The 22,313-nt window shown below is 58.6% G+C and carries 19 protein-coding genes; 1 reads left to right on the top strand and 18 read right to left on the bottom strand.

Annotated features, from left to right (window positions below; genetic code table 11):
- Nucleotides 1–142: 142 nt before the first annotated feature.
- The 18 genes from RDW26_RS00945 to loaP form a co-directional block, all read right to left on the bottom strand.
- The gene (locus RDW26_RS00945; protein ID WP_307982143.1) at nt 143–427 is read right to left on the bottom strand and encodes a hypothetical protein; all 285 of its coding nucleotides are present in this window, start codon (nt 425–427) and stop codon (nt 143–145) included.
- Nucleotides 417–875: a hypothetical protein gene (locus RDW26_RS00940; protein WP_307982141.1), complete on the bottom strand. Its 459-nt coding sequence runs from the start codon at nt 873–875 to the stop codon at nt 417–419. The genes RDW26_RS00945 and RDW26_RS00940 overlap by 11 nt, the downstream gene beginning before the upstream one ends.
- A gap of 256 nt (nt 876–1,131) precedes the next feature.
- A complete protein-coding gene (locus RDW26_RS00935; RefSeq protein ID WP_307982139.1) occupies nt 1,132–2,547 on the bottom strand; it encodes an oligosaccharide flippase family protein in 1,416 nt (471 codons plus the stop codon).
- Between the two features lie 39 nt (nt 2,548–2,586).
- On the bottom strand, nt 2,587–3,765 hold the full coding sequence (locus tag RDW26_RS00930; RefSeq protein ID WP_307982137.1) for a Coenzyme F420 hydrogenase/dehydrogenase, beta subunit C-terminal domain: 1,179 nt from the start codon (nt 3,763–3,765) through the stop codon (nt 2,587–2,589).
- Nucleotides 3,765–4,754 (bottom strand): glycosyltransferase family 2 protein, encoded by a 990-nt coding sequence (locus tag RDW26_RS00925; protein WP_307982136.1) that lies wholly within the window; start codon nt 4,752–4,754, stop codon nt 3,765–3,767. The genes RDW26_RS00930 and RDW26_RS00925 overlap by 1 nt, the downstream gene beginning before the upstream one ends.
- A 15-nt stretch (nt 4,755–4,769) precedes the next feature.
- Complete coding sequence (locus RDW26_RS00920) at nt 4,770–5,933, bottom strand: sugar-transfer associated ATP-grasp domain-containing protein (RefSeq protein ID WP_307982134.1); 1,164 nt, start codon at nt 5,931–5,933, stop codon at nt 4,770–4,772.
- Between the two features lie 29 nt (nt 5,934–5,962).
- The gene (locus tag RDW26_RS00915) at nt 5,963–7,036 is read right to left on the bottom strand and encodes a polysaccharide pyruvyl transferase family protein (RefSeq protein ID WP_307982132.1); all 1,074 of its coding nucleotides are present in this window, start codon (nt 7,034–7,036) and stop codon (nt 5,963–5,965) included.
- A gap of 38 nt (nt 7,037–7,074) precedes the next feature.
- Nucleotides 7,075–7,992 (bottom strand): ATP-grasp fold amidoligase family protein, encoded by a 918-nt coding sequence (locus RDW26_RS00910; protein WP_066831763.1) that lies wholly within the window; start codon nt 7,990–7,992, stop codon nt 7,075–7,077.
- The gene (locus tag RDW26_RS00905; protein ID WP_307982130.1) at nt 7,989–9,350 is read right to left on the bottom strand and encodes an O-antigen ligase family protein; all 1,362 of its coding nucleotides are present in this window, start codon (nt 9,348–9,350) and stop codon (nt 7,989–7,991) included. The genes RDW26_RS00910 and RDW26_RS00905 overlap by 4 nt, the downstream gene beginning before the upstream one ends.
- On the bottom strand, nt 9,347–10,603 hold the full coding sequence (locus RDW26_RS00900; protein ID WP_307982128.1) for a hypothetical protein: 1,257 nt from the start codon (nt 10,601–10,603) through the stop codon (nt 9,347–9,349). Before RDW26_RS00900 ends, RDW26_RS00905 begins: the two co-directional genes overlap by 4 nt.
- Before the next feature lie 2 nt (nt 10,604–10,605).
- The gene (locus RDW26_RS00895) at nt 10,606–11,751 is read right to left on the bottom strand and encodes a radical SAM protein (RefSeq protein ID WP_307982126.1); all 1,146 of its coding nucleotides are present in this window, start codon (nt 11,749–11,751) and stop codon (nt 10,606–10,608) included.
- A gap of 2 nt (nt 11,752–11,753) precedes the next feature.
- Nucleotides 11,754–13,016 carry a glycosyltransferase family 4 protein gene (locus tag RDW26_RS00890; protein WP_307982124.1) on the bottom strand — a complete coding sequence of 421 codons (1,263 nt, stop codon included), beginning with the start codon at nt 13,014–13,016 and terminating at the stop codon, nt 11,754–11,756.
- A complete protein-coding gene (locus RDW26_RS00885; protein ID WP_307982122.1) occupies nt 13,013–14,155 on the bottom strand; it encodes a glycosyltransferase family 4 protein in 1,143 nt (380 codons plus the stop codon). Before RDW26_RS00885 ends, RDW26_RS00890 begins: the two co-directional genes overlap by 4 nt.
- The gene (locus RDW26_RS00880) at nt 14,142–15,185 is read right to left on the bottom strand and encodes an NAD-dependent epimerase/dehydratase family protein (protein WP_307982120.1); all 1,044 of its coding nucleotides are present in this window, start codon (nt 15,183–15,185) and stop codon (nt 14,142–14,144) included. The genes RDW26_RS00885 and RDW26_RS00880 overlap by 14 nt, the downstream gene beginning before the upstream one ends.
- A 9-nt stretch (nt 15,186–15,194) precedes the next feature.
- Nucleotides 15,195–16,454 carry a nucleotide sugar dehydrogenase gene (locus RDW26_RS00875; protein WP_307982118.1) on the bottom strand — a complete coding sequence of 420 codons (1,260 nt, stop codon included), beginning with the start codon at nt 16,452–16,454 and terminating at the stop codon, nt 15,195–15,197.
- A 17-nt stretch (nt 16,455–16,471) separates the two neighbouring features.
- Complete coding sequence (locus RDW26_RS00870) at nt 16,472–17,212, bottom strand: sugar transferase (RefSeq protein WP_307982116.1); 741 nt, start codon at nt 17,210–17,212, stop codon at nt 16,472–16,474.
- 104 nt (nt 17,213–17,316) lie between these two features.
- Nucleotides 17,317–18,072 carry a sugar transferase gene (locus RDW26_RS00865; protein ID WP_307982191.1) on the bottom strand — a complete coding sequence of 252 codons (756 nt, stop codon included), beginning with the start codon at nt 18,070–18,072 and terminating at the stop codon, nt 17,317–17,319.
- 174 nt (nt 18,073–18,246) lie between these two features.
- Nucleotides 18,247–18,783, bottom strand: coding sequence for an antiterminator LoaP (gene loaP / locus RDW26_RS00860; RefSeq protein WP_288578799.1), 537 nt, complete (start codon nt 18,781–18,783; stop codon nt 18,247–18,249).
- Nucleotides 18,784–19,455: 672 nt separating this feature from the next.
- On the opposite strand from loaP, the gene RDW26_RS00855 reads away from it, so the two are divergent.
- A complete protein-coding gene (locus tag RDW26_RS00855; protein ID WP_307982115.1) occupies nt 19,456–22,281 on the top strand; it encodes an ATP-binding protein in 2,826 nt (941 codons plus the stop codon).
- Nucleotides 22,282–22,313 lie beyond the last annotated feature (32 nt).

Below are 22,313 nucleotides of genomic sequence, written 5' to 3'. Positions count from 1 at the left end.
CGCTTCCCGCCAAGAAAACAACCGACGCCGAGGGCCCTTGTATGCGTCTGGCGCAATCGTACCACGCCTTCGGCAGCTTGGCGCCGGCGAAGGCGGAAATCTCAGGGTTGATGGAACGTTTGCCTATGCCGGCCGAATCGCGTCAGGCCGGCCCGTCGCCTATGACGTCGCGCACGTTCTCGCGCGCGGCCAGGTAGCGCGACACGGCCTCCTCGATGCTGCACTCGCCGGCGTAGGACACGCGCACGCCGATTGAGCCGTATCGGACGCAAGGCTCATCGCGGGCAACGGCAGAAGCATCCTGCCAAAGCTCACGCGGCGGCGCGCCGGCAGCCGTGAGTTCGTTACGTCCGCTGGCAACGAGCGGCTCGTTGCCGCTGCAAGAAGGCACCCTGCCCTGTGCGGTTTTCACCTGCTCACATCTCATCGCGGCCACCAATCCCAAACATAGCCTCGAGCTCGGCGCGCGTTTCGTCATCGAGCCCCTCCAGCTCCTCGAGGACAACCTCCCTGATGATGGGATACGAGCGCGCCAAGCGCTTGTAGATTGCGTAGACGGTGACGTACTCCTCCTCGCTGTGCTGCTTGACGGTCTTGCCTTCGAAGTAGATGGCGCGGATGGTGCCCTGGCTTGGCTCGCTCAGGAACGATATCGCCCAGTCCAGTATGCTGCGCATGAGCGAGTGCAATTCGTCCTCATGGACGCGCTCCTGCTCGGAGGCGGGGCTGCGGTCGTCTGCGAACAGTTCCTCGGGGTTCATCGCCCCCTCTCCGTCGCTCCGCATGAGCTGGCTAAACAGTATCGGGCGCGTGGTGACGCCCTTGATCTTGACGATGCAGTCGTAGCTGCTGCGGCAGTTTCGCGATGAGGGCATGTTTCCTCCCCTGGGTCAGGGAGCGCGGGATTGCGCTCCTGCCCAGAGGCGGAGAACGAGGTATTTTGGACGTGCCCTAAGGGCGAGCGGCGGCCACGATGAAAGAAGGCCTTTTGACGATTGTCGCCCCCGGTAGTTAACGACCGTTAACCAGCAGCGAATAATCCGCCCAAAGACCAAGAAACCCCGCAACTCGGTTTGAGTTGCGGGGAAATCAAAAGGTAACTTACCGAAAAGTCAGATTTATCCAAGTACGCTATTTACGATTCTTGACCACCTTGCCGCCCATGCGCACGATGTCGATACACCCTTTCCTCAGTATGATGAGGACCGCCGCAAACAGAGCGAACTCCATAGCCAGCACAGCAGGCGTAAACGGAAGAAACGATAGGACGACCTGCGCCCCGATGAGTACGAAGCTGGCAACGATTTCCCCCTTGTGGAAATCTAGTTTCACGAACTTCCGCGTATCACGAGCCCTCACGATGGCGATGACCACATAGCTGATGGCAGTCGCCCCGGCGGCTCCCATGATTCCGAAGAGCGGGACGAGCGCCAAAGTAAGCGCGATGTTGATGACAGCGCCGATCGCCGTTGTCGAGAACGCCTTCTTGCTCTCCTTCGTCACGACGTAGGTCGTGCCGAAGAAAGCCGCAATGCAGGAGAAGAGGTTTGCCAGAGAGAGCATCGCCACCGGCTGCCACGAGCCCTCGTATGCCGAGCTCATGAGGAAGGTATAAACGGGGTATGCCGATGCAGCGATAAGAGAAGAGGCAACGGCAAGCACAACGAAGATGCAGCGGAAGACCGTTGACTGGAACTTCGCGTTGTCCTCGGAGTCACGCTCCTCGATGGCCGAGATTTGCCACGCCTGCATGAAGATGTTGTACACGATGTTCACGATCGAGGGAATCTTCTGGGCAACGTTGTAGATGCCGTTCGCGCCAGCACCGATAAAGAACAGGATCACGTAGCGGTCCGAGGCGGACATGATCCACCACATAAGTGAGTTCGGAATCAAGGGGATACAGTACGTCAGCATCCCCTTCAGCGCACGTTTGTTCACGTACCTCGGAGAAAGCAGCCTCCAAAGCCGACAAGTAATCACGATGTGCACTGCGCCCACAAGCTGGGCTATAACCATCGAGGCGAGGTACCCGCCAACCCCAAGGTGGAATACGGCGAGGGCGAGCACGTTGGAGATCGCGGTTGCGAAGGTGATGACGACGCCGTTCGCGGCGAAGGCCTTTGACTCGCCGATTCCCCTCAAAAGCTGCATGAAAACATAGTTGAAGCTCGTCAGGCAGAGCAGCAGCAGGAAGTAGACGATATTGCCCCCGATAACGCTGAACGCGTGAAAAAGCGGGGAAAGCAGCCAGCACACGGCCCATCCGACGAGCACGACCAGCATGGAGTTAGACGCAATAGCTTTGGTATCCACCTCTTTGGACACGGTGAAGCGCAAGACCGCCTCGTTCATGCCCATCATGGCGAACGGCACAAGAAGGTTCACCGTCGTGGTCACGAGGTCGGCGGTGCCGTACTCCTCCGTGGTGAGGAAGTACGTATAGAACGGGACAATCAGAAAGGTGATGACCTTGCTGCCGAGGTTCCCTATGAAAAAAACCGCCGAATTCTTGACGAGTTTCTTGTACTTGCTGTCTGTTTCCATCTACCTGTCCAAAATCCGATACTGGCTGTCAAAGGGGCTTTATCCCTTCAACACCCTCTTGAGCTTTCGTTTCACCCGCGACCAAAACGTGTCCTCGAAGCTCCACCTGCGCATCATCGATTCTATGGTGGAGCCGTCGACAAGGGCCGCCATGAAGGCGCGGCGCTGCGGGTGCGGCTCAACCGACGCTTCGAGCGCGGGATTGCCAGCAAGCACCTCACCGTATGTCGCAACGCCATGGTCGGCCCCATCAAGCACGGCATGTACGGCGGCCACGCCCTTCTCGGTGTTGCACAAGACGGCAGACACGCCCTTGGTGGAATCGATCTCGGAATGGAGATCAGCGAAGCCCCAGAAGTCGCCAAGCGTCACGTCGGAGCCGCAGGAACGCTTTGCCGCGCAGCCAAAGCACGACGGCCTGAGCGACACGTTGTCGAGGAACGCCCTCATGTACCAGTCGTCCCCGTAACGCCCGCCGCGCACGCGCGAAGCGTCTTTCTCCGTCCTTACGTAGTATAGGACGGAGTAAGACGACCATCCGGTCGTCTTACTCCGGAAATTGACTTCGTCAATTTCAGCGCCCTCTAACAAGGCGACATGCTTGACCCACCTCTCCCATAAGAGCGGCGAGGGGACGCCGTGACAAATCACGTCGACGGAAAGGAACAAATCAGAGTCGGCAAGCCTGCCCAGGTAGTTCCTCATGCCCGCGACTTGGCACGCCGTTCCGACGAAAAGAACCTTGCGTCCGTCCCTAAGCGCCTTTCCAACCTGAGAGTACACATCGGAGCCGACCGAGCTCTGGACGTATTTCGAGCGTTGAAGCACCAGCAGGGCTTCGTAGTCTTCCGCGATTGTGTGCTCGACCCTCTTGCAGCCGTCGACAAACGCGGCGCCCACGACGAGCCCGCCAGAGTCGACGACGGCGCGCCCGAGCATGCCGAACAGGCCGCCAGAAGACGAGGCGTCGAGTATTTCGCCCGAGCGCGATTTCGCCCAGACCGTCTCGACGGGCACCACGGCATCCTTGGGATGGAGCGCAGGGCAGACGAAATCGCAGCGCCCGCACCTAACGCATCTCGCCCCGTTAAGGCGCGGCCTGAGGAAGCCCTCGGCGTCCGGCTCCATGGCAAGGCAGCCCGTGCGGCACGAAGCGGCGCACGCCCCGCAGCCGCAGCACTTTTCGGCCAGGTCGATTATCTTGGGCACGCTCCCCATCAGTTCCCGCCCTTCTTCGCGTGCGCGACAAAGCCGTTGAAGACGCGGGAGAGGAACGCCGGCGCATTGGGATAAAGCGCCAGCCTCACCTTGTCGACGCCGCTCAGCCTAGCACGGTCGACCTTACCATCCGCAAGGGCATCGAGCAGGGCCCTGCGGTCGTCCTCCGTCATATCGCCCGAGTCTATGCCAAGCCCCAAGACCCTCAGAGCCTCGTGAGCGCGGAAGGCCTCGAGGTGCGCGATCGCATCGGGAGAATTCCCCGGTCTGGAGATCATCTGGCCAATCGCGTCGAGCGAGCTCAACATCTTGTGGGTATACCCGCTCGTAGTGGCGCTGCCCGGCCGCTCAAGGATGTTCCAAAGGGGAATCGGCTCGTAATAAAGTCCCGCGCAGCACTTGAGGTAGTCGAAGACGAAAAGGCCGTCCTCGGTGTGCGAGATACACTCGTCAAACCTTATATGGTTCTTTTCGATGATGTCCATGGAGAACAGCTTGTAACACGAGCTGCCGATGTGCACGGAATTGAACACCCCAAACTCGCAAATCGCCTCATCTGGGGTAAACGTCCTTGCCGCAAGGTTCGTACCCTGCGCTTTCCTGCCCTCGCGGCCCCCATCCATAGTGACGAAATAGGCGTCTGCGGCTACGAGCATGTTGGGGTGTTTCCGCTGCATACGGACAAGCTGATCGCAAGTGTCGAGCTCAAGCCAATCGTCGGAATCGAGGAACACGGCGTAGTCGCCCGTCGCCATGCTGAGGGCGTGGTTCCGGGCTTTCGACACGCCGGAATTGGCCTGGCGGGCGCATTTAACCCTATTGTCGGACGCGTAGCGCTCGATGACGCCCCACGTCCCGTCGCTCGAGCCGTCGTCGACTATAACGAGCTCGACGTTTTCATACGTCTGCCCCAACGCCGACTCGATGCCGCGCTCAACGTACGCCTCGACGTTGAAGGCAGGGATGATTATTGAAACCTTATTCTGCATGAATAGCCGTTGCCTCTAGTCGTGATAACCATACTTGTAATTCAATCGCTCATGCGGCTTCTTCGCATTCATGAACCGCAGCCAACGCAGGATGTCGGCCGTAGCGTCGCCAAACCCGGGCACGCCATTCGCCATCTGAGGTAGCCATATGGATCCCCCCCGGATGTTTGCCTCAATGACGAGGGGCTCACCGTCTTCGTCAACGGTGAAGTCCCAGCTAACTATACCCACCTGGGGCATAGTCGCATGCATCCGCCTAGCAGCGTCGATGACCTTCTCGGCACCGAATATCCGGTAGCCGTCGAACACGACGCCGGTGTCCGGGTGCTTGGTGAAGCGCTCATTGAACTCGGTGAGGGCGGAGGGCGCAAGTAAACCTTGGTCGCTTACGCCGATGAACACGCCGCCAGCGTGCGCGTTGTCGACCGCGCTCTTCCCACATCCGATTCTCATGAGCATGGGGAGCACCCTGAGCTCGTCGCGCCATCGATATGTCATGACCCTCAAAGTATTAACGCTCTCTGGGTGAAGCGCAGAGATGGAGCGATGGCAGGTTATCGGCTCCTGAATGGAGAAATCGGCCCCAAGTTCACCAAGGAGCGTCTTGATTTCCAGGCCTGTGCCCCTGTCGACGCCGTCGTCGAAATCATAGGCACCACAGCCCTGCCCAGAGCAGGTGCCGACCGTCGGCTTCGCGAAACATTTTCCGACGCTTCCCGCAAAATCAAGAGCCTCCCGCTCGGTAAGCTCTTTCATGTTTGCATCGCGGTAAATCCCTGCCGTTCTCGTGAGCAAGCTTCTTGTGGTCCTCACATCGGCCTCATCGGCAAAGAGGTAGAGGAGGTTCTTATCCTCGAAAACCGTCGCGTACTCGGAAGGCTGGTTCATGTAGCGCTCGAACTCAGGGATGAACAGCAGCTCCGGGAAGAACCGCGCATCGAAGTTGCCGGAGATCGCCAGGTTGTGGCGATGCCAGGTATAGGGGATCTTCTTGCCGTAGTTCTCGACATAGAAGTCGTCGATGGCGCGCTTCTGGTCATCGGTCAAATCGGCCTGCTCGAGAATCGCAGTTCTTTTCGGGTCTCGGAACTTCGCTATCTCTACCTTATGCGCATGGCCGACGAGCAGATCATCGGTGACGTCGTAGATTGCGTTCTTTACTGTTGTCTTAAGGGACATGGTGAATCCTCAGCAGTTCATCGGCTCGTTTAACGCACGAGGGCTTTGTTCAGGTAATCCAGGGACAGACGCCTGTACGCATCCAAGGCTGCGTCAACGCCGCTGAAATCGCAGCTAAAAGCAGCGTCTGCGCCTTCCAAGCACCAGCGCCCCTCAAACCCGAAAGTCCCGAGTAGCGTGTTGATGCGGCTGTTCATGTTCGAGCCGTTGGCATGCTTCCTCCCGAACACAGCGAACGGTCGACGGAAGAGGATGGAGAAGACCGAGGCGTGGAAGCTGTCGGTGAGAACGCACGCCGCGCCGTCGAGCAAGGAAAGAAACTCCGAGGGATCGCCTCCGAAGTAACGACACTGCGGGTCCATGTAGTCGATGATTTCATAGCCCCTGCTGGCAAGTTGGCGCGCGAGCTCAATCTGCTCGTCCGACCGCTCCCCCAGGTTGAACTGGAATACGTACTTTCCGCTCGGCCGCACGTCTGCCTCCACCTCGCGCCACTCCTCGGCATCAAGTAGCATGGTGGGGTCGAGCGTCACAGCGGGCTTGCTCCCGACCATATCGGCGACGATGCTCGCACCAGCCTCCTCGCGTACGCTTATGGCCCTATATTTGCCGAGCTCATCCTTGAACAGGGCCTTCCACACATCGGGGACTGAATCCAGGCCGAAACTCGCCGAGTAGGCCACTCGCTTGTCGGCATCCGCGAATCGGAGTAGATAGTCGTTGGAGTAGCAGCAATCCAGGTCGTCACCCCACCAGAGGGGGTTCCAAACCTGGTCACTTCCTACAACGAAGGAATCGAACTCCTCGTTAAGGGACCCCGAAAGACCCCGCTCGGATTTGATGAACCTGGTGGGAATATTGCGGCTCGTGAACTCAGAGAACGCGGCGTCCCTGTTGAGCTCCTTGCGAGTCTTGAGCCTAATCTTCCCGCCCTCCTTCTCGAAGTGCTTTCGGTAGAACCCCTTGATAGCGGAGGTCTTCTGAACTGTGACCAGGGTCACAACATCGTGCCCCATACCGCGCAGCACAGTGCTCAGCGCATAGTTCTGCAGTCTATTGCCATAATTGAAGTCACCGTACAAGGTAACGATTCCGAGTTTCATGTCCCATACCGCCTTTAGATAATCTTCTCGGCCAACAATTAATCGCCGTGAGCCAGGCCGAGGTCAATCAAAGAGCCCAGCTTTGAGTCACTCTCATCGTCAATCGGATCCAACCCCGCCCCGTTGAAAAGCGTCAGCTCCCCGAATATCAGCCTTTCTCCGAGCACGTACCAGTCACAGCGAACTTGCGGTATCCCCCGCGTAAGCTCGGCGCTCAGCTCAAGCATCTCCTTCAGATTCTCCGGACGCTCAACCTCGACGGGAGAAACGGGGATTCCAGCCCAGTCTATGCGAACGGGATTCCACTCGGCATCGTAGTAGTTGCAGGTATGCTCGCCGAACCTGCCCCTATGCACCTCGATGAGGGTCGGCTTGCCCCCGAAGCAGGTAACCTTGTAATCGACCAGACCGGACTCATGCCCTTCGTCCTCGAGGTATTCCTCGGCCATCACCACGGGGATTACGTCCTTATACGGCCACTCCCGGGTCCACCAGAAATAGTTACGCTTCAAATGCTTTGCGAGGAGCTTCTTCGCCGCATCGAAGTCGAAAGTCGCCTTATCGCGGCAAATCGCGACTCCACCGCTGTCATGGTTTGTTTTGAGGACAAACTGGTTAGGAAGCCCATCTATCGAGACGTCCTCGACATCTCTCCAGTATCCATAAGTCTCAGTGACGTACTTCTCGCCGATTTTGTCGGCAACCCACTTCTTTACCGCCAACTTGTCTACAAGTGTGTTGTAAAGCGGGTTACGATCGTGCAGTTTCAGCCAGTTGAGCTTTTCGTTGAACCCCTGCGGGTTATTCAGGTCGAGCCTCTTACCGATTAGCGCTCTGTACATGATGCGCAAGTGTTGCTCATCCGGAACAAAGCGCGTCAACCCTGCGCGCGAGACCAGGGAATACACCCTGAGCGGGTGCTTGATGTATTGAGTTGCTTTCGAAATCAGGCTCATCTGTTTCCCCCATGCAATGTTCTCGGCGTTCGATCCCGCTTCAGCGCGCCCCATCTAATGCTCGCCATAATCGCCACGGCGAGGAAATAGGTAATCAGGTTTGGGATAGTCGTAAACAAAGCCCCGCTCGTGAAAGCGTATGTCAAGAAAAAAATCTGAACGCACAAAGACAGGCGAAGGTACGCCTTGAAATGCCCGTCATCGGTCAAGGCAATCGTGTGGAACGTGAGCAGCAGGCTCGCTGCACAGCCCAGCAAAACAACGGCTGTCCCCACATAGCCTGTTTCGTAAAGGAGGTTAAGCAGCTCATTATGGGCCATATAGGTAATCGTCACGCCGTCTGGCCAGCGATAGCAGTAGCTCGTCCACCCATGCCCGAACACGGGCGACTGAGCAAGACCGTTGAGGGCGTAATCCCACAAATAAGTCCTGTTATTGACATTGTCCTCAAAGCTTGTGTTGCTCGAGAAAGTGGTGGTCAACCTTTCGATTGTCGCCTCGATACCAGGGATGAGCGGCGCAAGCACGGCAACCGCCAGAACCACCAATGCACCGACGCCGATGGCCTTTAGATACCGATGCTGATTGTTTGAAATCAGGTAGACAAAACCGACCGCGAATATGCCGCAAAGCAGATGCGCCCTCTTGGTCGTAAGCACCAAGGCAACAAAGAAGACCAGAGCAAGAAAGACGTAGAACCGCTTGCTTCTCGTCTTTTGAGAATCGTAAAACGCCAAAGCCGAAGTGAGGATGAAGCCTATTGTGCAGAATGTCCCGTTATGGCTATAGTGCGATGCCAAACCTGACCGATAGTCCTGAGCCATTGGAACGTTGGAATAGAAAGTCGGCTTGATAAAGCCTGAATATAGCTGAGGAAAAACGTAGCAGGCTATAGTCGCGATGGCAAAAACGAGCAGGACCGCAATGAATGCGGTGATTGTAGGCTCAATCCATTTCGTATTTTCAACCGAAAAGACGGCAAGGGCCACGGTACAGACCAGCGCGACAGTGGCGGCAAGGTCGTAGCCGCCGCCAGCGACATAACCGACAGCCGCCATAACAGCCACGAGGAGCCAAGGCAGCATCGGAACGATTGCGCGCAAGTCAAATTCGAGAAGCCGCCCACTTCGAACCGCCAAGATTGCAACCAGAACAATTGCCGAAGCAAACAGCAGGATGCTCACACGGTATGTGATAAGCGAAGAGCAGAAAGCGAAAAGACAGACCAATAAAGCGATGACCGAGAAGGCGGTTGCGCCTTCACATCTTCTTTTTGCGCCGCTAAGCACTGCGAACCACCCCCGCAAAACGCGAGAGAGGTCTATGCAGGGAAATGCTGAAAGAGCCACCGTCATCATGAGCGTCGCTCCCCAGCGGGGCAAATCGCAAGTCCAGCGCACATTGCAAGATAGGCAGCGCTCGGATTAAAGAACGAGCTCTCAGACGTGCTTGAGATGAGGAGGTAGGCAAAAATGCAAATGACCGGGAGGCGAGACCCCCCCCCTGCCTTATAGCACATGACGAACAGAGCAATTAAAAGAGCGGCAAAGGCAACCAACCCGAAATAACCGAACTGCGCCAAGACCGTAGGCCAAAAAGTGTCACTCAAAAACGATGCAGCCCCAGGGGCAAGACCCCAAACAGTAGAAAGTCCGTACGCGTAATAAAGCGGCGAGTAATTATCGATCTGAGCGGTGACGGCGGACCCATACGTCGCGAAGCCAGTCCCGAGCGGGAAATAATCGTTTGCGACGGCAATCGCCTGGCGAGCCAGCTCGCCTCTTGCGTATCCTGCGGATTGGTAATAGTTGATGTACTGATCCATGCCGATAAGTGCTACGGCTGCCAGCCCCAGCGCAATATGCACCACCGAAAGCCTGTTGCTCTTGCCAAAGGTCAAGAGCAACAGGAGACAGACTGCCGCAAATGCAAAGCCCTTTGACCGCAGCGACAGCAAAACAACAAGCATGCCCATGACAATAAAAGGCATATTGCGCTCCCTATCCTTCATGAGGAACGCCGTAAGCCCGGCGGCACAAAATACAAGGTATGTCGGATGATCGAACACAAAAGTAAAAGAAGCCCTGATGCCAAACCGAGCCTCCGATCCCATACCGAAATCGAAAAACAGATTCCCGATTCCAAGCACCGTCATCACGACGAGAAGAATCTTCGCCTCGATTTCAAAAAGCGTAGAAAGGCGTTCAGAACAAGCAAAGGCATAGATTGAGGCAATTAGCGCAATTGGGAATTTGCAGCAAGTAAGAAAATCCGTCAGAATCGCCGCGGTTGATGCATGGACCCCGCAGAACGCATTGCCGAGGAAAGCTGCGGAAACTACCACAAACAGCCATACCAGAGCAAGTCTGGACGAAGTCGACATGCCGTCGGCAAGAGCGTTTTTGCTTGCATGAAATCGAAAAAAGGCGGCGCACACCACGGCAATAGTCGCAATCTCATCACAATAAGAAAAGCCCATCGCGCCCTGAATCGCCTCTCCGAAAAGCGCCAAATTCAGAAACAATAGCAGAGCGAGATCCCCCACGCTGGTCTCAAGAAACAGCGATGAGCGGCGTGACGCCCTAGGCACCCCCAACGAAACATCGACCATACCTACAGCGCCTCATGCGTCTCATACACGTGCGCATCGGCCTTGCTGGCGGCACTCAGGCCATCGTTCACCTGGGCGCACATGTCGCAGGTCGAGCACGCGTCCAACTGTTCCTTGGTCACGCGACCCTCCTCGTAGTCGCGCACCACTTTTAGCTCGTGCATATCGTAGGCCTTCATGCCCAATAAGCTCTTCGCCTTGTGCTTTATCACCCAGGCGGCGGGCTTCCAGATATACTTGTGCATGGCCGGGGAGACGCTGCCTATCATCCAGCAGTTGCGGTCGCAGTGGCGCACTTTGGCACGCACGGCTTCGGCCTGCTCCGAATTCCACAGTTCGTCCCAGCTTCGCTTGTTCAGATTACCCATGACCTCCTTGTCCTTGGTCCCGTTACAAGGCATCACGTCGCCGTAGGGGTCGATGAAAAACGTGTCGAAGGCCATGTCGCAAGGCAGAAGACGCGGCTGTCCGTAGATATAGTTGATGAGCCCGTGGTTGAAGTAGGCGCGGAACCACTTCTTTGGGCTGTTGGACTTCAACAGATCGTTCACTAGCTCTTCGAAGTTCTTGGCCACCATGGGGCGATCGCGGATGACGTTCTTGGCCTCCACGAAGTAAAAGCTGTTGTGCAGGCTCGCCGTGGCGAACTCCATGCCCAGCTCATCGGAAATCTTGTACAGCGGCACCAGGTCGGGGGCGTTTCTGTCCTGCACCGTCATGCCGAAGCCCACGTCAGGGTGCTTCAGCTCAACCAATTTCTTTAGGGTCTCGTAGCCGCGCTTGTAGCCGTCCTCGAGACCGCGAATCTCGTCGTTGGTCTGCTGCAGGCCCTCGATGGATATGCGGATGCCCACCTCGGGGAACTCCTCGCACAGATCGATGATGCGGTCAGTGAAGAAACCGTTGGTAGAGATGACTATGCGGTCGCTCTTCTTGTAGAGTTCCCGCACGATATCCTTTAGGTCCTGGCGAATGAAGGGCTCGCCTCCCGTGATGTTGGTGAAGTACATCTTGGGGAGCTTCTTTATCGTCTCGATGGACAGCTCCTCGTCGGGGCGGCTGGGCGCCTTGTAGCGGCTGCACATGGTGCACCGCGCGTTGCAGCGGTACGTCACTATGACGGTGCCGTTGAGCTTCTTGTCTGCCATGTCTATCTATCTCCTCGCTCGCCGCCGGGCTGTAAGATGCCCGTCAGCGTTTCCAAATGCTTCCGTGCAGTGTACCTGTCGTTCGCAAGTGCTAGGCCGTTGCCTCCATGAAGCCTGGAAAGCTCCGAATCGCCAACATAGCGCGCCACAGCCCTCCCCAGGGCGTCAGTGTCCCCAAACGGCACCACGGCGCCCGTTTCGCCATCCTCAACGATCTCGGGCATACAGCCCACATTGAATACAACAGCTGGCTTGCCATGCGCATAAGCCTCCAGAACAGCGTTCGGCATATTCTCGTACCACGTCGAGGGGCACGCAATGCACGCGGCCCCGTCGATCAGGGCGTCCTTCTCGGCTCCTTTCACGAACCCCACGAATTTAATGCGGTCGGCTGCATCGGCAGCCTCAACCTGCGCCATGATGCCCTTCGCATACTCGTCGTCAGTCCTTCCCGTCACCTTCAGGCGCAGACCCGGTCGGTCGATAGCCGCCTGAACAAGCAGGTCTACGCCCTTCTCATGGCTGATACGCCCGAGATACAGCACGTAGGGGTCGCCCTGCGCAGGTTCGGCCCTGCGCTCGTATGTGGGCACGAAGGTCGGCACCACGTTGACCTTGCCCCTGTCCACGCCCGACTTCTCGAGCAATGATGCCGTGAAGGTCGTGGGGCACACGAAGGAGTCCACGCAGCCGAAGAGCCTCCGGGCTCGGTGGAACTTCATAGAGGCCACGCGCACCTCAGTCGTGGCGCGCGAGCCGTGGCAGCAGCGCCTTTCGCGCGCCTTGGAGTAATCACCACCGATACACGCCGTGCATATCTGACCGTCGCACAGGAAGTCCGATCGCGGACACATGATATTGAAATCGGATAGCCTGTGCACCACGCGCACACCCTCATCCTTGGCAGCCTTAAACACACTCGGCGACAGGGCGTTAATCTGCTGGAGCACGTACACCACGTCAGGCTTTTCGTCGCGGATGAGACGACGCAGATTCTTGTAGGCCTCCATGTTGTAGAACGCGCAGGAAAGCAGCCTCGCTACATTCTTTGGAGTCTTCTTGACGTTATCGAAGTAAGCGTCACCCGACTCACTCTTCCCATGCGGGAAATAACGCGCGAAAGGCGTCTCCTCATTTAGAGGGCTTCGCACTGAATACGGGATGACAGTGTGCCCAGCTTCCTCGAGCAGTCTCTTCACGTTGAACATGTAAATCTCGGGGCCGCCCGAGACGTAGTAGCGATAGTTCGCGAGGACGATTTTCATCGGGCCTCTCCTTCGTATAAAGCGAGGGTCCGCTTAACCACGGAGTCCCAATCGTATGTCGTGTTGACGCGCTCGCGGGCCGCAATCCCAAGACGGGAAGCCATCGCAGAATCGCCGAGAGCATCCTGAAGGACGCGTCTCAGGTCGGCCGCGTCACCCTTCTTAAATGTCAGCCCAGCCCCGGCCAGCACGTCGGCACACTCGGGCACATCGCTCGTCACGCAACACCGACCGTGAGCCATAGCCTCAAGCAGGCTCATAGGCATACCCTCAACGTCAGAGGGCAGCACGTAGGCATAGGCGTTTGAGTACAACTCCTCCAGAGGCTCTTCGGAAACAAACCCTGTAAACAGGATACGTATATCTCCCTCGGCAAGCACATGCAGCTTTTTCTCAAACTCGGACGTGTCCGAACCGCCGCCTGCAATGACCAGGCGCTTGTTGGTTTCTAGCTTCTTAAAAGCCTCAATCAGCAACTCGGGGCGCTTCTCGGGCACCAGGCGCCCAAGATACAGCAGGTAGGAACCCTTGTCGAGACCCCACCTCGCCTTGATAGAGTCCGCGGCCCTTGCGGCTTTATCGTCGACGCCGTTGGGTATGAACACGGCCTCACGGCCGTAAGTCTGCCTAAAGTAAGCCCTGTTGGCCTCGGAGAGCACGATCAATGCATCCGCCTTAGTCGCCGCCGCCCTCTCGCCCATCTTGATATACGCGCTGGCAAGCCTTCCCCACTTGGCGCGCTGCCAATCCAGGCCATGAATGGTCGCCACGGTGTTGACTCCCGCTAGTTTGGCTAACGGCAGCGGCACACATGGGCCCTCGGCGTGATAATGGATGACGTCTGGACGATCCTTGATTGCAGCTAGAGTTGCGAAGTACGACGAGCTGAGAGCCGCCAGGCCCTTCTTGTCGATGGTACGCACGGGCACCACGCGCACGCCGTCCACAACGCGCTCGATTGTCTGCACAGCGTCGCCGGTCATCACATCTGAGCCGCTTCGGTCGTAGCAGGTCACCTCATGGCCCAATGCCGCCATGCGCCGCGCAAGCTCGGTCACCACAACCTCAACGCCGCCCTCGCGCGAGCCATAACGCTTATGACCTATCATCGCGATGCGCACGTCGTCAACACTCCCCATAGTATTCGCGATACCACATGGCGAATGCACGCAGTCCGTCCTCCAAGGGAGTGGCCGGCTTGTAGCCGAAATCGCGTTCGAGGGCGCTCGTGTCTGCGTAGGTCACGGGTACGTCGCCGGGCTGCATGGGCACCAGTTCCTTGTGCGCCTCGAAGTCATAGTCTGCTGACAGCACGCCCTCCTCAACCAACACACGCTGCAAAGTATCCACAAAATCTAACAGGCTCTCTGGATGAGAATTACCTATGTTGTACACGCGGTGCGCAGCCATAGGTAAGCCGTCGGCGCCCATCCTCACCTCGGGAGCTCCGCCCACAACCCTGCACACGCCCTCCACGATGTCGTCCACGTAAGTAAAGTCTCTCCTGCAGTCGCCCATATTGAAAATCTTTATGGTGTCTCCGCGGCGCAGCTTCTCGGTGAAGCCGAAGTACGCCATGTCAGGGCGCCCCATAGGCCCATATACCGTGAAGAAGCGAAGCCCTGTGGCCGGAATAGAGTAAAGCTTAGAATAGGCTGCGGCCATCAGCTCGTTGGACTTCTTGGTGGCGGCGTAAAGCGACACCGGTGAGTCAACGCGATCATCCTCGCTGAAGGGCACTTTCTCGTTGCCACCGTAGACCGAGCTCGAGCTCGCATACACCAGGTGCTTCACCGGGTGGTGGCGACAACCCTCCAGTATGTTGAAGAAGCCGATAAGGTTACTGTCGATGTAGGCCTTGGGATTCTCGATGGAGTAACGTACGCCGGCCTGTGCGGCCAGGTTAACGACGACGTCGAAGCCGTTCTCGGCGAACAAGCGCTCGATGAGCGCCGCGTCGCACAGGTCGCCGCGCACGAACTCGAAGTGGCCATCGACATCGGCCTCAGCCAGCATGCGCAGGCGAGCCTCCTTGATGCCGGGATCGTAGTAGCTGTTCACGTTGTCCAAGCCAACGATCTTGTCGTCTGTCGTTTCCAACAGCTTCTTCACCAGGAACGCGCCGATGAAGCCAGCGGCTCCGGTGACGAGGACTTTGCGTTGAGTCATGCCCGTCACCTAGTCCCTCTTGAATAAATCGCGGGTGTACACCTTGCCCGCTACGTCGACAAGGTCGTCACTCCAACGATTGGCCACGATCACGTCGCACCTAGCCTTGAAGGCCTCCAAGTCGTGTGTCACCTCGGAGCCGAAGAACTCGGGAGCGTCGAGTGTGGGCTCGTAGACGATGACCGGCACGCCCTTTGCCTTCACACGCTTCATCACGCCCTGGATGGAGCTGGCGCGGAAGTTGTCGGAATTGGTCTTCATGGTCAGACGGTACACGCCCACCACGGGCTTGGGCTTGCCCTCGTACACCTTATCCCAGACGAGCTGCAGCACCTCGTCTGCGATGTAGTCCTTGCGGGTGCGGTTCGCGTCCACGATGGCCTCGATAAGGTTCTGAGGCACGTCTTTATAGTTGGCCAAGAGTTGTTTGGTATCTTTAGGCAGACAGTAGCCGCCGTAGCCAAAGGAAGGGTTGTTGTAGTGCAAACCGATGCGAGGCTCCAGGCAGACGCCCTCGATGACGTCGCGGGTGTTGAGCCCGCGAACCTCGCAATAGGTGTCCAGCTCGTTGAAGTAGGCCACGCGAAGGGCAAGATAAGTGTTCGCGAAAAGCTTCACGGCCTCTGCCTCGGTGATGCCCAGCACGAGCTTCGGAACGCCAACGGTGCCGTCGGCGTTGGTGCGGGTCAACTCGGCCGGGTCCGCACCTTGGACCAGAAGCTCTGCAAACTTCTCAGCCGCATCAACGGCCTCAACGTCGCCCTTTGGAGCACCCACAACGATGCGACTGGGGTGCAGGTTGTCATAGAGAGCCTTGCTCTCGCGCAGGAACTCGGGGCTAAAGATGATACGGCTATCGCCCATCTTCTCGCGCAGGCTCGCCGTGTAGCCCACGGGGATGGTCGACTTGATGACAATCCATGCGGTGGGGTTCACCGAGCGGATGGCGCTAATTGCGGCCTCCACCGAGCTCGTGTCGAAGAAGTTGCGGTCGGAGTCGTAGTTCGTCGGCGTCGCCACGACGGCGTAGTCCGCGCCGCTATATGCTTCGGCGGCGTCTACAGTTACGTGAAGGTTGAGATTCTTCGTACCCGCCTTCGCCTCGGCCAGGAATCGTTCAATCTCGTTATCCTGAATCGGGGAGATGAACTGCCTGAGCTTCTCGACCTTCTCGGGTACGATGTCAAGCGCGTACACCTCATTGTGCTGTGAGAGCAAGACAGCAAGGGACAGGCCCACATAGCCGGTGCCGGCGACTGCGATTTTCATTTTCTTCTCTTTCATTGTTAATTCCCCTGTGCCGTAAGCACGACGCCCACGGTCTGAACAATCAGCTTCAAATCGCTCCATACGGAGCACTTCTTGATGTAAAGCAGGTCGAGGTCAACCCACTCGTCGAATGTGATGGAGTCGCGGTTGCGACGAGTCTGCCAGTAGCAGGTGAGGCCGGGCTTGACCAGCAACCTCTGTCGCTGGTAGTCGTCGTAGGTCGCGACCTCAGCCGGCAACGCGGGACGCGGGCCCACGATGCTCATATCCGAGCGCAGGACATTGATGAACTGGGGCAGCTCGTCGAGCGACAGCTTGCGCAGCCACTTGCCCACGCGGGTGATACGCGGGTCCTCGGCGATCTTGAATACCGGGCCGGTCTTCTCGTTGAGCTCCCTGAGCTCGGCGAGCTTGTCCTCGGCGTCCACGCACATGCTGCGGAACTTCAGCATCCGGAAGGTTCTGCCGTCCTTGCCCACTCGCTCCTGGCTGAAGAACACGGGGGCCTTCGGATCGTCGACCTTGATGAGGACCGCGATGATGGCGTACAGCCAGCAAAACACGATGAGCACCGCCGCACTGAAAACGATGTCGAACGCACGCTTAACAAAGCGGTACGCCACCCTGTCCTCGATGCCGGTAACCGGCACGCTCCCAAGCTCCTCCTTGAGGCGTCTGGCGCGCTCGGAGCTTTCGACTGAGACCCCACCGCCATTGATGTCATACGCGAGGCCGCTGCGCACAGTTTTGCGCTCCAAGGTACTGTTGTTCCCCGTCGCTCGCCTGGCTTCGCCTGACGGCGAATCCCAAACGTCGGACCTCGCCTTCGCGGGCTCGCAAACGGCCGTGAAATCACTGGCCACTATGCGCGCACCGCCTTAAAAACGAGTTTTGCAAGAAATTGCCCTCCCATGCTGCCAACGCGTTTATAATTGAACCCAGAAATGCGGCGTATCCGCAGGCCACTCGCGAAACAGCTCACGACCTGCGAAAACGCCTCTTCTTTGTTCGTGCTAGATTTGGCGGGAAGCGCGAACGCACCCTTGTTTTTCGCAGAGAACTCCGGGCGCATTTTTAATATGCGCAAAGGGATGTCCGAACGGAGCACATTGATGAACTGCGGCAGCTCGTCCAGGCTCAGCTTACGCAGCCACTTGCCTACGCGGGTGATACGCGGGTCCTCCGCGATCTTGAACACCGGGCCGGTCTTCTCGTTGAGCTCTTTGAGGTCTGCCAGCTTCTCCTCGGCGTCCACGCACATGCTGCGGAACTTCAGCATTTCGAACTCGCTGCCGTTTTTGCCCACGCGGGTCTGCTTGAAGAACACGGGGCCTTTGGGGTCGTCGACCTTCACCAAAATGGCGATGATGACGAAAAGCCAGCTCAGCAGCATCAGAACCGCCGCACTGAACGCGAAGTCGAAAACTCGCTTCACAAAGCGGTAGGCGATCCGGCCATCGGTCCCCGTTATGGGTTCGTCCCCAAGTTCCGCCTTCAACTTCTCGGCGCGCTCAAGGCTTTCGCGACGACGTTCCTGCATGTCGAAATCGTAGATAGCGCCGCTACGCACGGTCTTGTGGCAGGTCGAGGTTTTGCTGGCCGGCGAGGTTTCCGGCATGGCCACGATGTTGCATTGTTCCCTGCGTCCCCCCCCGTCGATTCCTTTGCAGCTGTAGCTTCCCCGGTCATTACGAATGCGCCATCCCGTCTTCGGGCGCCTTCAACGGCGCCGTTGCGCCCGTCTTCGGCATGTACATCGCTGTTCCGAATTCCCTTTTCACGCTGCTGTCGTTCACTTTTCCCTATCCAAAAGCTTGCCTTGGGCTTTGCTGACCATTTGCAGGCCTGCTTGGGCTCGCACGGTGCGGCCGCCCATCGGCATTTCCAGATACGCCAGGCGCTTGCGATGGTTCACCTTGCGCACCCAGTCTTCCCTGCCCTTAAGCGGGCCCTCCACGATCACCAGCTTGCCGTCTTCCATGTAGCCCACGGACTCCCCGACGGTTCGCTGGTCTTTTTGGGTGACCTTTTGCACCCACGCTCGTTCGTCTTCTGTCAGGGGGATGAATGCGTTGTCGTTTCCCAGGATCTTGGTGAGGCTTCTCACGCGGCGCAGCTTGTCGGCCAGCTCGTCTACCTGCGACGTTACGCAGATCAGGTAGCCAGGGAACAAGCGCTCCTTCGAAGGTATCCAGGTGCCATCGGGTCGCCTTTTGCCGGTCAGGTACTGCGGGACGAAGCATTCGTCCAGCACGTCGTCGGCTGCCTGCTTGATGTCGTCGCATGCCGTCTTCTCGCGGCCGGTCTCAACTTGCACGACGTACCACATGGGCCGCCCCTTTCCGCTTAGCTTCCTGAATTTTGGGATGGCTGCGCCAGCCCGCCATGGTGCGGCAGGTGGCTGTTGGAAAACGCATTCATTCCCCTGGCGCCAACGAACACCGAACGCGATGCTGTTCAGGGCACCCTGGTATGGTGCAGGCTGCTGCGCCTGGGGCGTGCCGGCCTACGGAAAACGCGCTGATGGGGTTTCGCCGCAGTGTCAGTGGCACGACATCTTTTGCGATGCGGTGGCCCCGACATGATGCAGAAAACGGGCCATCGGCTTGTTTTCCATCTCGCAATAATACACGAGAATATTTGCTGTGTTGTAAAAATGCTGTTATGCCCCCTACATCTTCGCATGCAATGTCCCGAGAGCACATGTTTCTGCAATAAGCGCGGTTTTATGTGGGTCTTTGTGAGAGCCGTTCCACAGCGGGCGAAGGGGTGCTTCCGGGCGCGGCGCGTTGGCGGCGCTTCCGCTTACCCCCGCCGACGTTTACCGCGTTTCCCCTGATGACGCGAGCGCGCATTCCTCCGCGGCCTGCATGGGGCGGCCCCGGCATGCGGCTTGCCATTTCCGCGGCCTTTGCTGGGGCCGCTCTCCCCGCGTTCCCCGATTCATCTGCTAGAATCGCTTCTGCATTGCTTCTGCGCTTATCATTTGGGGGAGACCGTCTTGAAACACTTGTACACGCTCCGCGCCGTTGGCCGACGCGCCGTCGCGCTTGCGCTGAGCGCGGTACTGGCCGTCACCTGCGTCTCGCTGGCGCCGCTTGGCCTGGCTTTCGCCCAGGAGGAGTCCCCTGACACCGCTTCGCAATCCGATTCCCCCGAGGTCAAAACCGTGCGCGTGGGCTGGCTGATCAGCAACCAGGGCTTCCAAAACGGCATGCCCGGCGAATACATGTCCGGCTGGGGCTACGAGTACCTGCAAACGCTGTCCTACTACACCCCCGGATGGAAATACGAGTACATCCCCGGCACCTTCCCCGAGCTTATACAGAAGCTCAAGGACGGCGAGATCGACCTCATGCCCAACATCTCCTACACGCCCGAGCGCGCCGAGAAGCTGCTGTTCTCGTCGAACCCTCAGGGCATGGAGCACTATTACATCTGCGCGAAACCCACCAACGATGCGCTGGGGGCGGGCGACCCGGCCGCGCTCAACGGCTTAACCATCGGCGTCAACCCCGACGTCGTGCAAACCGAAGTGGGCAAGCAATGGATCGAGAATCAGGGCATCAGCTGCGACTACCGCTATTACAGCAGCGGCAATGCGCTGTTCGACGCGCTTTCTTCCGGCGAGGTGGACGCCATCATCATGAACGACACCATCTCGTCGGCCGACGCCATGCCCGTGTTCTCCGTGGGCGAGAGCAACTACTTCTTCGCCGTGCCCAAATCGCGCCAGGACCTTATGGACGACATCAACACGGCCATGGCCATGCTCAGAAGCACCAACCCGCGCTACAACGACGAGGCCAAAACCCGCTATTCCGCGCGCAACAGCGGCTCGTCGGCGCTGAACGGCCCCGAGAGCGCTTGGCTTGCCGACCACGGCAACACTATCACCTTCGGGTACTTGGACAACCTGCTGCCGTTCTCTAATCAGGGGGAGGACGGGCAGATCGAGGGCTCGCTTTCCGCCCTGGTCAGCACGTTGGAGGAACAATACGGCATCACGGTGAACGCCGTGCCGTTCGAGTCGAACAAGGAGCTCACTGACGCGCTGCGCGACGGCACCGTGGACGTGGCCATGCCCGTCAACATGGACTACTGGCTTGCCGAGCAGGCGGGGTTCATTCAGTCGTCGGCAGTAACCACCACCTCGCTTGTGGCCATCTACACGGGCGGCAACCTTGACGACGCGCTGAAGAACATCGCGTTCCACGACCGTTCGCTGCTGGACAGCAGCGACCTGCACGTACGCTACCCCGAAGCCACCATCACGCAATACCCCACGGCGCATACATGCGTCGACGCCATCAAGGCGGGCAAGGCAACGTGCATGATCATGACCGTCACCGGGCTTGACACGCTGCGCGACGAGGTCGATCTGGGCAGCCTGGTCACCGCCGAGATGCCCAGGAGCATCGAGCTGGCTTGCTGGATGCGGCAAGGCGACGCGCAGCTGCTCAGCATCGTGAACAAGGGCATCGTCAGCGCCGCCGACGACATCGCGGCAAGCGCGTACTCGCATTATTCCTATTCCGACGGGCAATCCAAGTTCGCCCAGTTCGTCGAGCACAACCGCGTGGCCATCCTCACGGGCATCGGCGCGTTGTTTGTGGGCGCCATCGCCATCCTGGCGTGGGCGCTGCACAGCGCGCGCGAGGCGCAACGCAGGGCGCAGGAGGCCAGTGCCGCGAAAACCGCGTTCCTTTCCCGCATGAGCCACGACATCCGCACGCCGCTCAACGGCATCTTGGGGCTTTTGGAGCTCAACGGGCAGCATCCTGACGACGCGGAGGCGAACAGCCAGAACCGCGAGAAAGCCAAGGTAGCGGCCAATCATCTGCTCACGCTGATCAACGACATCCTGGAGATGAGCAAAATCGAGGACCACGCCGTTGAGCTTGAGAACCTGCCGTTCAACCTGACGGACCTTTGCCGCGACATCTTCGTGCTGGGGCAGATCCGCGCCAACAGCCGCGACGTCACGCTGACCACCAGCGGCCCGGACACCTTCACCTACCCCGACGTGTACGGCAGCCCCCTGCACGTACGCCGCGTGCTCCTGAACCTGGTGGAGAACTGCATCAAGTACAACAAGCCCGGCGGCTCCGTGCACTGCTCGGCCGAGCAGATGGACCTGGTCGGGGACAGGGTCGTCTACCGCTTCATCATCAGCGACACGGGCATCGGCATGTCGCCGGAGTTCCTCAAGCACCTGTTCGAGCCGTTCGCGCAGGCCAACGACGACGCACGCAGCAACTACCAGGGCACGGGCATGGGCATGCCCATCGTGAAGGCGCTCGTGAAGAACATGGGCGGCACCATTTCCGTGAAAAGCGAGCTGGGCCAGGGCACCACGTTCACCGTGGACTTACCGTTTGTGATCAACCGCACGCCGGAGAAGGCCCTGGAAGCGTCGACCGATGCCGAAGAATGCGACATTTGCGGCATGAGCATCCTGCTGGTCGAGGACAACGAGCTGAACACCGAGATCGCCCAGACGCTGCTGGAACATGACGGCGCGCTGGTCACCACCGCCGCCAACGGCAAGGAAGCGCTCGAGCTGTTCCAAGCCAAGCCCGCCGGCGCGTTCGATGCCATCCTCATGGACGTCATGATGCCCGAGATGAACGGCTACGAGGCCACGCGCGCCATCCGCCTGTGCGACAAGCCCGACGCCGTCGACGTGCCCATCATCGCCATGACCGCCAACGCCTTCATCGAGGACGTAGCACGAGCCAAGGAATCCGGCATGAACGACCACCTGTCCAAGCCGATCGAGATCGAGAAGCTGAAGGCCACGCTAGCGAAGTATCGGGTGAGGTAGCGGGCGGCCCGGCGACTCGCGGGCGCGTCCCC

It is taken from the genome of uncultured Senegalimassilia sp. (assembly GCF_902464545.1).
Taxonomy (GTDB): Bacteria; Actinomycetota; Coriobacteriia; order Coriobacteriales; family Eggerthellaceae; genus Senegalimassilia.
The sequence above is the reverse complement of the archived record's forward strand: the minus strand, read 5'-3'. Positions and strand labels throughout refer to the sequence as shown.